Annotated in this window: 10 protein-coding genes and 1 pseudogene; 8 read left to right on the top strand and 3 right to left on the bottom strand. The window is 72.5% G+C overall.

From position 1 onward, the window contains the following. Positions 1 to 78: 78 nt before the first annotated feature. The 6 genes from ACYVAG_RS15595 (at position 79) to ACYVAG_RS15570 (ending at position 7,395) form a co-directional block, all read left to right on the top strand. On the top strand, positions 79 to 1,029 hold the full coding sequence (locus tag ACYVAG_RS15595) for a patatin-like phospholipase family protein (protein ID WP_460771170.1): 951 nt from the start codon (positions 79 to 81) through the stop codon (positions 1,027 to 1,029). A 2-nt stretch (positions 1,030 to 1,031) separates the two neighbouring features. Continuing rightward, on the top strand, positions 1,032 to 2,240 hold the full coding sequence (locus ACYVAG_RS15590; protein WP_460771168.1) for a glycosyltransferase: 1,209 nt from the start codon (positions 1,032 to 1,034) through the stop codon (positions 2,238 to 2,240). Beyond that, positions 2,237 to 3,028 carry a PIG-L family deacetylase gene (locus tag ACYVAG_RS15585; protein WP_460771167.1) on the top strand — a complete coding sequence of 264 codons (792 nt, stop codon included), beginning with the start codon at positions 2,237 to 2,239 and terminating at the stop codon, positions 3,026 to 3,028. The genes ACYVAG_RS15590 and ACYVAG_RS15585 overlap by 4 nt, the downstream gene beginning before the upstream one ends. Before the next feature lie 82 nt (positions 3,029 to 3,110). Further along, positions 3,111 to 4,463 (top strand): septal ring lytic transglycosylase RlpA family protein, encoded by a 1,353-nt coding sequence (locus ACYVAG_RS15580; protein ID WP_460771166.1) that lies wholly within the window; start codon positions 3,111 to 3,113, stop codon positions 4,461 to 4,463. Between the two features lie 5 nt (positions 4,464 to 4,468). After that, on the top strand, positions 4,469 to 6,136 hold the full coding sequence (locus ACYVAG_RS15575; protein WP_460771164.1) for a CHAP domain-containing protein: 1,668 nt from the start codon (positions 4,469 to 4,471) through the stop codon (positions 6,134 to 6,136). A 143-nt stretch (positions 6,137 to 6,279) separates the two neighbouring features. Continuing rightward, complete coding sequence (locus ACYVAG_RS15570) at positions 6,280 to 7,395, top strand: peptidoglycan recognition protein family protein (protein ID WP_460771163.1); 1,116 nt, start codon at positions 6,280 to 6,282, stop codon at positions 7,393 to 7,395. Here ACYVAG_RS15570 and ACYVAG_RS15565 read toward each other — a convergent pair. Further along, on the bottom strand, positions 7,364 to 8,266 hold the full coding sequence (locus ACYVAG_RS15565; RefSeq protein WP_460771161.1) for a LysR family transcriptional regulator: 903 nt from the start codon (positions 8,264 to 8,266) through the stop codon (positions 7,364 to 7,366). The genes ACYVAG_RS15570 and ACYVAG_RS15565 overlap by 32 nt on opposite strands. A gap of 81 nt (positions 8,267 to 8,347) precedes the next feature. On the opposite strand from ACYVAG_RS15565, the gene ACYVAG_RS15560 reads away from it, so the two are divergent. Next, positions 8,348 to 8,539, top strand: a complete 192-nt coding sequence (locus ACYVAG_RS15560) for a hypothetical protein (protein ID WP_460771159.1) — start codon at positions 8,348 to 8,350, stop codon at positions 8,537 to 8,539. Between the two features lie 101 nt (positions 8,540 to 8,640). Continuing rightward, complete coding sequence (locus ACYVAG_RS15555) at positions 8,641 to 10,224, top strand: vWA domain-containing protein (RefSeq protein WP_460771158.1); 1,584 nt, start codon at positions 8,641 to 8,643, stop codon at positions 10,222 to 10,224. A gap of 24 nt (positions 10,225 to 10,248) precedes the next feature. Here ACYVAG_RS15555 and ACYVAG_RS15550 read toward each other — a convergent pair whose 3' ends face one another. Next, a complete protein-coding gene (locus tag ACYVAG_RS15550; RefSeq protein WP_460771156.1) occupies positions 10,249 to 12,252 on the bottom strand; it encodes an ATP-binding cassette domain-containing protein in 2,004 nt (667 codons plus the stop codon). Positions 12,253 to 12,315: 63 nt separating this feature from the next. After that, a pseudogene (gene hrpB, locus ACYVAG_RS15545) lies at positions 12,316 to 14,833 on the bottom strand (ATP-dependent helicase HrpB). Between the last annotated feature and the right edge of the window lie 414 nt (positions 14,834 to 15,247).

The raw sequence follows: 15,247 nt of genomic DNA, 5'->3' as shown, positions 1-15,247 counted from the left end.
CCCGTGGCGCCCCCCTCGTCTTGTCCCATGTGCTGAACTGTTGTCAGACAGGAGACAGCAGGCAGGAGGAGGTGCGCGGTGAGGGCTGCGGTGGCGTTGGGGTCGGGCGGTGCGCGGGGCTATGCCCACATCGGGGCCCTGTCGGTGCTCGAGGAGCGCGGCCACACCGTCGAGGCCGTGGCAGGGACGTCGATGGGCGCCCTGGTCGGCGGCCTGTACGCGGCCGGCCGGCTGGACCAGTTCGAGGAGTGGGCCCGCAGCCTGACCCAGCGCGACGTGCTCCTCCTCATGGATCCCGCGCTCGTGGGCCCGGGCGTGATCAAGGCCGAGCGCGTGCTCGCCAAGGTGCGCGACATCCTGGCCGGCGCCCAGATCGAGGACCTCGCGATCCCCTTCACCGCCGTGGCCACCGACCTCCACGCCCACCGCGAGGTGTGGTTCCAGCGGGGCCCCGTCGACGCCGCGATCCGCGCCTCGATCGCCATCCCGTCGGTGATCACGCCGGTGGTGATCAACGGGCGTGTGCTGGTCGACGGGGGCGTGCTCAATCCCGTCCCGATCGACCCGGTCATCGGCGCCGCGGCCGACTTCACGATGGCCGTCTCGCTGTCGGGGGAGCGCCGCGACCGGGCGCGCGGCCCGGTGAAGGCCACGTCCGAGCCGCGCGACGACGAGGAGTGGTTCGCCCGCTTCCGCCGGGGGCTGACGTCGATCGACCTGAAGCGCATCCGCCGCTCCGCCGTCCCGCTCACCCTGTCGGCACTGCGGCTCGGCGACGACGCCCTGGGCGAGCACGAGATCCCGTACGAGCCCTATCCGGCCGGCATGAAGACCTCTGACGTCGTGAACCACTCGCTCGAGGCCGTCGAGGAGGTCATCACCCGCTTCCGCCTGGCCGCGAACCCGCCCGACGTCATGGTCTCCATTCCGTCAGACGCCTGCCGCACCATGGACTTCCACCGGGCCGTCGAGATGATCGAGCTGGGCCGCACGGCCGCCGTCGAGGCCTTCGACCGGGCGGGGCTCTGAGGGTGCACGTCCTGCAGGTGTCGATGCACACCTCGCCCTACACGGCCCTGGGGGTGGGTGACGGCGGCGGCATGAACGTGGTCGTCTCGCAGCAGGCGGCCGCGCTGGCCGCGCTGGGCCACGAGGTCACCATCGCGACCCGCCGCTTCGACACCACCCACCCCGACACCGAGCAGGTCGCCCCCGGGATCACGCTGCACCACCTCCCCGCCGGGCCGCGCACCCCGCTGCCCAAGTCGCGCATCGACGACCACCTCGACGAGTTCGCCCACCACCTCGCCCGCCTGCCCCGCCCGGACGTCATCCACTCCCACCACTGGATGTCCGGCGTCGCGGCGCTGCCCGTCGCCGCCGCCTGGGGCGTGCCCCACGCGATCAGCTTCCACTCGGTCGCCGCGCCCGAGGGCGCCGACCTCGATGCCGGCGAGCCGCCCGAGTCGCCGCGACGCATCCCCGGCGAACGCCGCTGTGCAACCGAATGCGACGCCCTGGTCGCCATCAGCCGCGCGGAGGCCGACACGCTGGCGGAGCGGTACGCGGCCCCCGCCGCGCGCGTCGCGGTCGTGCCGCCGGGTGTCGACCACGCGCTGTTCCGGCCCGCGGCCGCCGCGGCGCAGCAGGCGGAACCGGCGGATCCCTATGTCCTCTTCGCCGCCCGTCTCCAGCCCCTCAAGGGTGCCGACCTCGTCGTCGACGCGCTCGCCCTGATGGAACCGGTCGACCGCCCACGCCTCGTCATCGCCGGTGAGGTGTCCGACGACTTCGCCGACCACCACCGCGACATCGCGGACCGCGTCGCACAGGCCGGCCTCGGCGACCACGTCGAGTTCGTCGGATCCCTGCCCAGGCAGGATTTCTCCGACCTGATGCGCGGCGCCTGCGCGCTGGTCGTGCCGTCGCGCAGCGAGACGTTCGGCCTCGTCGCGCTCGAGGCGGCCGCCTGCGGGACCCCCGTCCTCGCATCCGCCCGCGGCGGCCTGGTCGAGGCCGTTGCGGACGGCGTCGGCGGGTTCCTGCTGCCACGCGAGGCGGGCGCGTGGGCGGCGGCGTTGCGCGTGATCCTCCGCGACGAGCAGGCGTACGCTCGGCTGTCGCGCGGCGCGATTGAGCACGCCGCGCGATTCACCTGGGAGGCGACCGCTCAGCGGCTCGTGGACCTGTACGCGGGCCTGCGAACCGGGCGGACCCGCACCGACGAGAGGCGCCCGTGACCGACCCCCACCGCAACGATCGCCCCGCACCCGAGGCGACACCGCTCCTCGACGGTCTCCGCGCCGCCTCCCGCGTACTGCTCTGCCACGCCCATCCCGACGACGAGTCCCTGTCGACCGGAGCGCTCGCGTTGGACCTCGGCGACCACGGCGTCGAGGTGCAGGTCGTCACCGCGACGCGGGGCGAGCGCGGCGAGGTGGTGCCCGGATCCCTCCCCGACGACTTCGCCGGTGACCTGCAGGACCAGCGCCGCGCCGAACTGGCGCTCGCCCTGTCCCGGCTCGGCGTCGCGCGCCACGCCTTCCTGGGAGCCACGCCGGCGTGCGCCGGGCAGCCGCGGGTCTACCGCGACTCCGGCATGCAGTGGGTCGCCGAGGGCCTCGCCGGCCCGGCCGAGGACGTGGAGGACGACGCGTTCACCCTGGCGTCGGTCGCCGAGGCCGCGGCCGACCTCGACGCCCTGGTGGCCGCGTGGCGCCCCGACGTCGTCGTGGGCTACGACCTGGGGGGAAGCTACGGCCACCCCGACCACGTCCACCTCCACCACGTCGCACGCCGGGCCGCCGCCGACGCGGGTGTCCGCTTCGTCATGGTCGCCACGACGCGCCAGGACGCCGAGGAGTGGCACGACTTCCCGGAGTTCCTGCCCCGCCTGCGTCACGTCGTGGCCGCGTACGCCACCCAGCTCTCGGTCGAGGGCGACTCCCTCGTGCACGTGGGGGGCCAGCGCCAGCCGATCGAGACGTGGTTCGGTCTTGCCGAGGGGTTTCCCGGCGCGTCGGCTTGAACTTGCCACAATTCAGGATTTCCTCAGGGGCGTCTCAGGTGGCACACTGATGCGGTCCTGACCGCTTCGGAGGAGATCCCCCGTGAAGACCGTCTCTCGATTGGCCGCCACTTTCGGCGCCATCGTCACCGCCGTGAGTCTGCAGGCCGCCACGGCCCAGGCCGCGCCCGTCGCCACCCCGACTCCGACCGCCCCCTCGGCCACGGCGTCCCCGAACCCGAGCGCGTCGCCGAAGGCCGCCCCGACGTCGGCGGCTCCGACCCGCACCGCGACGCCGACGCCCACGCCCACGCCGACGCCCACCCCGACCCGCGCCGCCGCCAGCCCGCGCCTCACCGCGATCGGTGCCAAGTGGGCCGAGCAGGGTGGCGAGCGTGGTTGGTTGGGTCGTCCGGTGCACGGCGAGTGGTGTGGCCTGCGTGATGGCGGGTGTTTCCAGAAGTTCGAGGGCGGCTCGATCTATTGGAAGGCCTCGACCGGCGCCCACTTCATCCGCGGCCGCATCTTCGCGGCGGCGTGGGGTGGCCAGGGCTGGGAGAACGGCGGCCTGGGCTATCCGACCTCGGACGAGATCTGCGGCCTGCGTGACAACGGGTGCGTCCAGCGTTTCGAGGGCGGCCTCGGCTATTGGTCGTTCGCGACCGACGCCCACGCGGTGTGGGGCGCGATCGGTCAGCGCTATGCGCAGATGGGCTGGGAGAACTCCCCGCTCGGCTATCCCACGACGGGCGAGCTGTGTGGTCTGCGTGACCGGGGCTGTGTCCAGCAGTTCCAGGGCGGTCTGGTCTATTTCAGCCCGAACGCGGGCACCTATCCGGTCTGGGGCGCGATCCGCGGTGCCTATGCGGGCGGCGGCTGGGAGAACAGTCCGCTCGGCTATCCGACCTCCAGCGAGTTCTGCGGCCTGCGCGACGGCGGTTGCGGCCAGCGCTTCCAGGGCGGCCTGATCCTGTGGTCGGCGCGGTCGGGTGCCCATCCGGTGCGCGGTGCGATCCTGGGCGCGTACGCGGCCCAGGGCCACGAGCGCGGCGGTCTGGGTTATCCGACGTCGGCCGAGGGCCGGGTCGAGGGCACGACGATCACCCAGATCTTCCAGGGCGGCAAGCTCGTGTTCCACACCGACACCATGCGCGTCGACAACGGCGAGGTCGCCCTCACCGGCGAGCGCTGCATCGCGTCCCACTACTACGAGCCGCAGCCCACCGCGTCCGGCGAATGGTTCGATCCCAGCACGCTCACGGCGGCCCACAAGACGCTGCCGCTGCACTCGTACGCCCGGGTCACCAACGTCGACAACGGCCGCAGCGTCGTGGTCCGCATCAACGACCGCGGCCCCTATGTCGCTGGTCGCTGCATCGACCTGTCGACCGCGTCCTTCTCGGCCATCGGCGACACCAGCCGCGGCCTGATCAGCGTCGCGGTCCAGCCGCTGTGAGCGCCATGAAGCGCCTTGCGGGGCTGGGTATGGGCCTCGCCCTGGCCGCGGGCATGCTGCCGGGCCAGGCGTACGCCGCACCCTCGCCGACACCCTCGACCACCGCGAGCCCGACCCCGGGCGTCACGGTGACGTCGACGCCCACCGCCTCCCCGACCCCCACGCGGAGTGCGACCCCCACGGTGACCCGGACCCCGACGGCGACGCCGACACGGACGGCCACGCCGACCCCGACCCCGACACCGACACCGGCGCGTCCGGCCGCCGAGGCCCAGGCCTCGCTGACCGCGATCGGCGCGAAGTGGGTCGAGCAGGGTGGCGAGCGTGGGTGGTTGGGTCGTGCGGTGCACGGCGAGATCTGTGGCCTGCGTGATGGTGGGTGTTTCCAGAAGTTCGAGGGTGGCTCGATCTATTGGAAGGCGTCGACCGGTGCGCACTTCATCCGCGGCCGCATCTTCGCGGCGGCGTGGGGTGGCCAGGGCTGGGAGAACGGCGGCCTGGGCTATCCGACGACCGACGAGCACTGCGGCCTGCGCGACCGCGGGTGTGTGCAGAAGTTCGAAGGCGGCCTGGGCTACTGGTCGTTCGCGAGTGACGCCCACGCGGTGTGGGGTGCGATCGGTCAGCGCTACGCCCAGCTGGGCTGGGAGAACAGCCCGCTGGGCTATCCGACGGGCGCCGAGCGGTGTGGCCTGCGCGACGGGGGCTGTTTCCAGTCGTTCCAGGGCGGCCTGGTCTATTTCAGTGGTGCCTCGGGTTCCCACGCGGTGTGGGGCGCCATCGGTGAGCGGTATGCGCAGCTGGGCTGGGAGAACAGCCCGCTGGGCTATCCGACGGGCGCCGAGCGGTGCGGTCTCCGCGACGGCGGCTGCGTCCAGTCGTTCCAGAGGGGCCTGGCCTACTTCAGCCTGAAGGCGGGCACCAATCCGGTGTGGGGCGCCATCGGTGAGCGGTATGCGCAGCTGGGCTGGGAGAACAGCCCGCTGGGCTACCCCACGGGTGCCGAGTTCTGCGGCCTGCGCGACGGCGGCTGTGCCCAGCGGTTCCAGGGCGGCCTGATGTATTGGTCGCCCCGCTCGGCCTCCCACCCGGTCTTCGGTGCGATCCTGAGCGCGTACGCGGCCCAGGGCTATGAGCGCGGCGGTCTGGGCTATCCGACGTCGGCCGAGGGTCGGGTCGAGGGCACGACGATCACACAGTTCTTCCAGGGCGGCAAGCTCGTGTTCCACACCGACACCCGAACCGTCGACAACGGCGTCGTGGCGATCCCCGGGCTCGTGGGGGGCAACTACCCCGACGCCGACGCCGCTCCGTGCGGCAGCTCGTGGTGCAAGAACGGCAGCTCGATGTCGGGCCGCGGGTTCGCCTACCGCAACTGCACCGACTTCGCGGCCTTCCGCCGCGGCATGGTCTGGAGCCAGATCAACGGCGGCGGCGACGGCAACGCCATCGGGTGGCGCCAGGGCTGGATCCAGCGCGGCCGTGTCGTCAGCAACGTGCCGAAGGTTGGTTCGGTGGCCTGGTGGGGCGCCTCGCGCGGCAGCGGCTACGGCCACGTCGCGATCGTGATCGCGGTCAACCCGGACGGCAGCGCGAAGGTGGAGCACTACAACTTCTCCGTCCGCGGCGGCTACTCGGTCGAGGACGTGCGCGCGGAGGCGTACCTGTACTGACGCGAGAGTCAGGCAGAGCGGGCCCCGGGGTCGTCGCCATGCACTGCAGGGAAAGGAATCTTCCACCCCTGCACGCATGGCGAGGGCGCCGGGGCCGCCTTACGTTGAAGGGGACCGATGCACCCCCAGCAGGAGGATCCCCCATGTTCACCACGCCCCACCTGTCGCGCCGCGCCGTCATCGGCGGTGCCGCCGGCGCCGGTGCCGTCGCGCTCGTCGGTGGCGGCTTCGCCGCCGCACCCGCGCTCGCGGCGGTCAAGCAGCCACGCGTCTACACCACCGCGGAGTGGGGCGCGCGGCGTCCCGACCAGAACATCGAGGTCGTCAACCAGCGCCCGACGAAGATCATCGTCCACCACACCGCGTCGCCGAACAGCACCGACTATTCGAAGGCCCACGCGTTCGCCGTGGCCCGCAACATCCAGAACCTCCACATGGCCAAGGACGCCATCCATGACTGGGGCGACTCGGGCCAGCACTTCACGATCAGCCGCGGGGGCTATGTGATGGAGGCCCGCCACGGCAGCCTCAAGCACGTCCAGGGCCGGAAGTCGTTCATCAAGGGCATCCACGCCCGCTCGGCCAACGCCTATTCGATCGGCATCGAGAACGAGGGCCTCTACACCGACGTGCTGCCCCCGAAGGCGCAGTACGACGCGCTCGTGAACCTGCTGGCGTGGCTGTGCTGGTCCTACGGGCTGAAGGCCGACGCGATCGACGGACACCGCGACCACGTGGCGACCGAGTGCCCCGGAAAGCTCTTCTATTCCAAGCTTTCCCAGCTCCGGGCCGACGTCGCGAAGAAGCTCGGCACCACGGCCCCGCCGCCGAAGCCGCCGACGAACCCGACCGAGCCGGTGACCTGGGCGGTCCTCGCCTCGGGGTCGCGCGGCGACAAGGTGTACGCGCTCCAGCACCTGCTGCGCTCCCGCGGGCAGCGCGTCGACGCCGACGGCTCGTTCGGTCCCGGTACGCGCGCCGGGGTGGTGGCATTCCAGCGATCGGCCGGGCTGTCTGCCGACGGCATCGTGGGTGCGAAGACGTGGGCGAAGCTCATCCAGGTGGTCCGGCCGGGGGCACGGGGCGACCTGGCGCTCGGGGTCCAGCGGGCACTCGTGGCCAACGGCGTCCGGGTCGCGACCGACGGGTCGTTCGGCCCGCTCACGCAGAAGGGTGTGCGCTCGTTCCAGAAGGAGAACCACCTCGAGGAGGACGGCATCGTCGGCCCTAAGACGTGGAACGAGCTGCTGAGTCGCTGAGCAGCGCCAGCGCACGCTGGGCCGCGACGGTCGGTTCGGCCGATTCCCGAACCAGGGCGACGATGCGGCGGTTCAGCTCGGCGTCCGCGAGGGGGACGGCCACCACCTCGGGCGGCATGCCCGAGGTGGCCAGGCGCGGGAGGACCGCGACGCCCACCCCGGCGGCGACGAAGGCGATCGAGGTGTGGTGGTCGTTGGTCCGGGCCACCACGCGGGGCACCACTCCAGCGGCGCTGCAGCGCTGGGCGACGATCCGCCCGCAGCAGGTGTCGCGGTGGCTCTCCTCGACCCACGGCTCGTCGGCGATGGCGGCGAGGGGCGCGGATCCCTGCTGGGCAAGAGGATGCGTACACGGGACCACCACCGCGTACGGTTCGGTGCCCAGCTCGTGGCGGCGGTGGCCGGGGCGGCTCGTGGGCGGCTCCCACGGCACCTCGGTCGCGATGTCGATGTCCATGCCCTCCGGATCGGGTGCCTGACCTGTCTCGGACAGGCGAAGCTCCAGCATGAGGTCGGGCAGCTCGGCGCCGAGCTGGCGGGCGACCTCGGGGAGCCAGGCCTGGGCGGCCGAGGCGAAGGAGCCGATCGACAGGTGCTCGGTCCGGCCCTCACGCAGGTGGGTGACGGCGGCGTCGAGCCGGGCCAGGGAGTTCATGGCCTCGCCGCTGAGCTCGGCGAGCTGGGTGCCGGCCGAGGTGGGGGTGATGCCGCGCCCGGCCTTCGCGAACAGGGTCAACCCGGTCTCGCGCTGCAGGGCGGTGAGCTGCTGGCTGATGGCCGACGGCGTGTAGCCGAGGCTGGTGGCTGCGGCGTTCACCGAGCCGGCGGCGATGACGGCGCGGAGGACGCGGAGGCGATGGGGATCAAGCACCCCTCTATTGTGCAGCAGTGCTGAACGATGCACAAGGAAGAATCGCTTGTGCTGAACGGTGCAGCGGCGCAGGCTTGACCCATGAGCATCTTCACGAACACCGTCATCGACCGCGACCTGCAGCGGCAGGCCGACGAACTGCGCTTCCTCGGAGTGCCTCCCGCACCGGCCCGGCCCGGCTGGCGCGAGGTCCTCGCGGGCCTGGCGCGGGTCGACCGCCGGCCCTCACGGCGCCACCGCCGGCACAACCCCGCGACCGCCTGCGCCCACTGAGCCCAGCCCGAACGTCACGATCGGATTACGTCGCAGAACCTTCGCCCTGTTCGGTCCCGTCTTCGTGGGTGAGTCACCACCGACACACCCAGGGGGAAACCATGTCTGCACCGAAATCCGGGCCCGGAGCCCGACGCCCGCCCGTCATCCGCACGCTGGCCCTCGGCGGCACCGCGCTGGTCCTGGCCGGTTCGTTGGGTGGGTGCGCCCAGGACGCGGTCACCGGGGGCACCGCGTACGCCCCCGCAGCCGAGCGGCGCGGGGGGCCGCCCCCAGCTGCCCGGCCCCGGGACGTGGTGCGGCCCACCGGGGCGCCGACGCGCGAACCCTCCACGCGGCCGACGGCCCCTCCGACGGCCCCGAGCAACCCGAAGGTGGCCACGGCCGAGGACCCGAGGTCGACCTTCGCGCTCGACGTCGACAACGGGGCGTGGACCAGGTCGCGCGCCTCGATCCGGGCGCGTGTGGTCCCGAGCCCCGGCGACGTCCGCACCGAGGAGTTCGTGAACGCCTTCGACCAGGACTACGCGCCGCCGGCGCAGGGCATCGACGTCCGCATGGACGGCACCGCCGTGCCGTGGCTGCCCGAGCGTTCGCGGGTGGTGCGGGTCGGCGTACAGTCGTCGGTCGTCGACCAGCGGGCGCGGCCCGACGCCAACCTCACGTTCGTCATCGACGTCTCGGGGTCGATGGCGGACGACAACAAGCTCCCGGCCGTGAAGGAAGCCCTGCACACGCTGACGAAGGCCCTGCGCCCGACCGACACCGTCACCATCGTGGTCTACAGCGACAAGACCCGGACGGTCCTCAAGCGGACACCGGCTGCCCAGGCGTCCGCGATCACCGGCGCGATCGACGACCTCGTGACCGAGGGGTCGACGAATGCGGAGGCCGGCCTGAAGCGCGGCTACGAAGAGGCCCAGAAGTCCTATCAGCAAGGAAAGTTGAACCGCGTGGTGCTCCTCAGTGACGGGGTGGCGAACGTCGGCAACACGGGGCCCGAGGCCATGTTGCGGACCATCGGCGACGCGGCCCGGCGCCAGATCGACCTCGTCACGGTCGGCTTCGGTGACCCGTTCAATGATCCGTTGATGGAACAGCTCGCGAACCGGGGCAACGGCTTCTACGCCTACTGCGATTCGGCGGCGGAGGCCACGCGGCTGTTCCGTGAGAACCTCACCGGGACGCTGGTGGTCACCGGGCGCGACGCGAAGGCCCAGGTCGAGTTCGACCCGGCCCAGGTCGCGAGCTATCGCCTGCTGGGTTATGAGAACCGCGATGTGGCCGACGGCGACTTCCGCAACGACAAGGTCGACGGCGGCGAGGTCGGGTCGGGCCACGCGGTGACGGCGCTCTATGAGATCGACCTCGCCCCGGACGCCGATGCGGCCCTCCCGTTGGGCAGGGCGACCGTGCGCTACCTGCACCCCGAGACCCGCGAGCCCGTCGAACGCACCGCGTCGGTGCGACCCGGCGACCTCGCGGCCAGCCCCGATCGGGCCCCGGTGCGGCTCCACCAGGACATCGCCGTCGCCACGTTCAGCGAGTCGCTGCGCGGCGGCCCGTGGGCGCGGCTGCGTACGCCGCACCAGGTCGCCGAGGACGCGAAGGCCGTGGCCGTGCGTACGCCGGACCCCCGCGTGGCCGAACTGGTCGAACTCACGGGCCGGGTGGCCGACCGCTGAGCCGGCGTCTCCGCGCGGTCGGTGTCAGTCGCTGCGCAGGGCCCACCCGAGGAAGTCGGCGGTGTGCGAACCCCTGCAGGACAACAGATCGCGGGGGTTCCCCTCGAACAGGAGTCGGCCCCCCGCGGCGCCGCCGTCGGGGCCCAGGTCGATGACCCAGTCGGCGTGGGCGATGACGTCGAGGTCGTGCTCGATGACGACCACGGTCGCACCCCGGTCGTCGACCAGGTGGTCGAGCACGCCCAGCAGGCGATCCACGTCCGACATGTGGAGGCCGGTCGTGGGCTCGTCGAGCACATAGACCGCGCCCTCGCGGTGGAGGTGGGAGGCGAGCTTGATGCGCTGGCACTCGCCGCCCGAGAGCGTGGGTAGGGGCTGGCCCAGGTGGAGATAGTCCAGACCGACATCGACGACGCTCGACAGGATTCGCGTGATCGACCGGGTGGCGGCCGTCTGATCGCCGCCAGCGAACAGGTCGAGGGCCTCGCCGACCGTCGTTTCGAGGACATCGCTGATGGATCTCCGGCGCCAGCGGTGGGCGAGCACCGCGTCGGTGAACCGCCGGCCGCGGCAGGCGGTGCAGGGGCTGGTGAACCCCTCGAGGAACGCCAGGTCGGTGTAGACGACCCCTTGGCCCTGGCACTCGGGGCAGGCGCCCTCGGAGTTGGCGCTGAACAGCGATGGCCTCACCCCGTTGGCCTTCGCGAACACTTGGCGGATGGGGTCGAGGGCGCCGGTGTAGGTCGCAACGCTCGAGCGCCGGTTCGTCGTGGGGGCGGACTGGTCGACCACGATGGCGTCGGGGTGGTCGCGGCAGAACACGCCGTGGATGAGGCTCGACTTGCCCGACCCGGCCACGCCCGTGACGGCGGTGAGCACGCCGACGGGAATCCGCGTGTCGACGTGCTGCAGGTTGTGGACGGTCGCGTCGCCGATTCCCAACCACGACTGGGGTTCCCGGAAGTCCGCGCGGATCGCGGGCCGGCGGTCGAGGTGGCGACCGGTGGCCGTGTCGGCGCTGCGCAGGCGGCTGACGGGCCCGTCGAACACGACCCGCCCGCCCTCGGCTCCGGCACCCGGGCCGATGTCGATCGCGTGGTCCGCGGCGAGGATGACGTCGCGGTCGTGTTCGACGACGAGCACGGTGTTTCCCTTGTCCCGCAGCGATCGGAGCAGCGCGACCATGCGATCCACGTCGCGGGCGTGCAGGCCGGTGCTGGGCTCGTCGAAGACATAGAGCAGGTCGACGAGGCTGCTCGCGAGGTGCTTGACCACCTTCACCCGTTGGGATTCCCCGCCCGACAGGGTCGCGGTGCGGCGGTCGAGGCTGAGATAGCCCAGGCCGATCTCGTCGAGGTCGCCGAGTCGCGCGATGAGCGAGTCGACCACGGGTTGGGCGGCCTCGAGGTGCCACAACCGCAGCAGGGACAGGAGTTCCCGCGACTCCATGGCCGACAGGTCGGCGATGTTCCAGCCCTCGATGCGGCAGTCGAGGGCGGCGCGGTTCAGGCGGGCACCCCGGCACGTGGGGCACGGCACCGTCGTGGTGAACCGGTCGACCATGGCCTGCGTACGCGCGGCCAGGTCGACGTCGACGATCTCGCCGAGGCCCGTGCAGTCGGGGCACATGCCCGACGGGAGGTTGAACGAGAAGGCGTCCGAAGAGCCGACGTGGGGAGTCCCCGCCCGGGAGAACAGCAGGCGGAGCAGCGGGGCGATGTCGGTGATCGTGCCGACGGTCGAGCGGGCGCCGCCGCCCAGGCGGGACTGGTCCACCACGATCGTGGCCGGCAGGTTCTCGATCGCGTCGACGTCGGGGCGCGCGTACGACGGCAGGAAGCCGCGGACGAAGGCCGGGAGGGTCTCGTAGAGCTGGCGCATCGCCTCCGAGGCGATGGTGTCGAACACGAGCGACGACTTGCCCGAGCCGGAGACGCCCGTGACGACGGTGAGGGCGCCCTTGGTGATCTCGAGGTCGACGTCGGCGAGGTTGTGGGCGCGGGCACCGGTGATGGAGATCGTGCTCATGGCGCCACCCTTGCACCCTGACGTCGCGTCAGGGCAATCCGATCCCGTCGGCCGCCCGCGTGCTCATCGCCCCGAGGCCCGGGTCCCGCGCTGCGGCGGGGCGACCAGGGGATCCTCCGGCCAGGGGTGCTTGATGTAGCGACCGCGATTCTCGGCGCGCACCCCCGCGTACGCGTTCGCCCAGAAGCTCGCGAGGTCGGCGGTCACCGCGAGCGGGCGCCGCGCCGGGGACAGGAGGTGGAACACCACGGGGACGCGGCCGTCGACGATGCGCGGGGTCTCGGTGAGCCCGAAACACTCCTGCAGCTTGACCGCGAGCACGACGGCACCTTCCGGGTCGTCGGGGTCGGGATAGGCCAGGCGTACGCGGCTGCCCGTCGGCACGGTCAGCGACGAGGGAACCAGCTCGTCGAGGCGCCCGGCCTCCGGCCACGGGAGGAGGCGTCGCAGGGCGGAGGCGAGATCGAGCGAGCGGGACGACGCGCCCCCAGCCAGGCGGTCGAGCTCAGGCGCGAGCCACGCGTCGGCGGCGTCGAGCAGCGCGGTGTCGCCCATCGCGGGCCAGGGGTCGCCGAGGTGGGCGTGCAGCAGCGCGAGTCGGCGGCGCAGGTCGATGGCGGCGTCCGACCAGTGCAGCGCGTCGAGCCCGCGGCGGCGCAGGCCCTCCGCGACGGCGGCCCGGGCGGCCAGGGGCGAGGCCTTCGTCGGCGTCGAGGCAAGCTCGATCGCGCCGAGTCGCCGCACGCGCCGCGCCGTCACGCGACCACCGGACCACTGGGCCTCGTACTGCTCCGTGAGCATCGCGGCACCGGCCTCGAGGGCGGCCGCCTCGTCGAGCGGCGCGGCCGCGCGGATCAGCGCCCCGCTGGCCCCGCCCCCGCGCGCCACGTCCGCGACGGCCAGCCACGGGTGCCCGCGCAGCGCGGTGGCGCGATCGAGCTCGGCGCCGGTGCCGCTCGCCAGGAGGTACGCCTCGCCGTCCGGGCGGGCGCGGGCGATCCGCTCGGGGAACGCGTACGCGGTCACCAGGGCGAGCGACTCCGCCGCACTCCCCGAACGCCGCGCCGGCGCGTCGGGGACCAGGGATTCGAGCCGGCGTACCTCGTCGCGCCAGCGCGCGGCCCCCGGACCCCCTCCGCGGCGGAACGACGTGAGGAGGGCGGCGAGGTCACCGCCCGGCGGGCGTTCGTCGGACGCGAGGAGCGCCACGCTCTCGGCCGCGCGCGTGCGCCCGACCTGCGGCGCCCCGTCGAGCAGCGCGCGGGCGAGTCGGGGATCGGCTGGCACACGAGCCATCGCCCGGCCACGCGCGGTCGGCCTCCCGTCGGTGTCGAGCGCGCCCAGCGAATGAAGCAGGTCCTCGGCGCGCGCGACCGCATCCTCAGGCAGGGGATCGGGGAGGGCGAGGCCCTCGCCGCGGGGCGAACCCCAGCAGGCGAGGTCGAGCACGGCGCCGGTGAGGTCGGCGGTCGACACCTCCGGCCGCGGCCGATCGGCCAGGCGGGCCCAGACCTCTTCGGCGTAGCAGCGCACCACCGTGCCCGGTCCCAGCCGGGCGGCGCGGCCCGCGCGCTGCTCCGCGGAGGCCTTCGAGACGGCGACCGTGACCAGGCCGGTCATGCCGCGAGCGGCATCGGCGCGCACCTCGCGCGACAGCCCCGCGTCGACGACCAGCCCGACGCCGGGGACGGTCAAGGACGACTCGGCGACGGCGGTCGAGACCACGATGCGGCGCCGGTCGGCCAGCGCGAGCGCCGCGTCCTGGGCGCGGGGGGTGAGGCGCCCGTGCAGGGGGAGGACGAGGCGGTCCGACAGGGCGCCGAGTTGCTCGGCGACCCGCTCGACCTCGCGTACGCCGGGCAGGAACACCAGCGCGTCCCCGGTCGGGGTGGTCGCGGCAGGCCTCCGCCGTCGCGCGGGCGACGTGGGCGAGGAAGTCGGGCGTGACACCGCGCCGGTCCTGGGCGGGAGAGGCCGGCGGCGCCCAGCGCACCGTGAGGGGGTGGAGGACCGACGCGGCCCGGACGATCGGGGCGGCGGCGCCGAGCTCACCCAGCACGGTGGCGAACCGCTCGGCGTCGAGCGTCGCCGACATGGCGACCAGTGCCAGGTCGTCCCTCAGCTCGACCAGTTCGCGCACCAGCGCCACGACCAGGTCGGAGTCGAGGTGGCGCTCGTGCACCTCGTCGACGACGACGGCGTCCACGCCTGACAGTTCGGGATCGGCGATCAACCGGCGCAGCAGCACGCCGGTGGTGCAGAACTCCACCCTCGTACGCCGGCTCGTCCGCGCCTCGCCCCGCACGCTGAAGCCCACTTCCTCGCCCACGCGTACGCCGGCCAGCGCCGCCAGCCTGCTCGCCGCCGCGCGGGCGGCCACGCGGCGGGGCTGGGTGACGACGACACGACCCGTACGCAGGTTCGCCACCGCCGGGGGGACCAGCGTCGTCTTGCCGGTCCCGGGGGGAGCCTGGATGACCACCCGTCCGCCGGCGCGCAGCGCGTCCTCGAACTCGCGAACGGCCACGGCGAACGGCAGACCGACGCCGATGGACGCCAGGTCGAAGGGGGGTCGAGACATGGTCGCAGCCTAGGCACTGGGGCCGATTTGACGAGATCCCTGAGGGTCTCTAATGTTCTCCGAGTTGCCCGACGCCGCAAGGCTGAGAGCGGCCGCAAGGAACGTGAACATCTCCCAACATCCGCATGACGCGGAGTTGACGAGGCGAAGCGGACTGAGTAGAGTAGGTCGAGTTGCCGCAAGCGAGAGCGAAGCGGCGACACGCCGAGCTGACAGGCCCGGAGTTGACACTCCGAAACGAAGTCAGTAAGGTTGATCGGGTTGCCCCAAGCCGAGAACGCGAGTTCGAAGCGAGGTGTGTGGTCGATTCTTGAGAACTCAACAGCGTGCTTAAAGTCAATGCCAAATAATTTGTGCAACTCTTTTTGGGGTTGTTCCCGTGGCCTCGCCTGTGGGTGGGGTTCATGGTTTCTT

It is taken from the genome of Mariniluteicoccus flavus (genome assembly GCF_054776655.1).
Note: the sequence above shows the minus strand (reverse complement) of the source record. Positions and strands in the feature narration are given on the sequence as shown.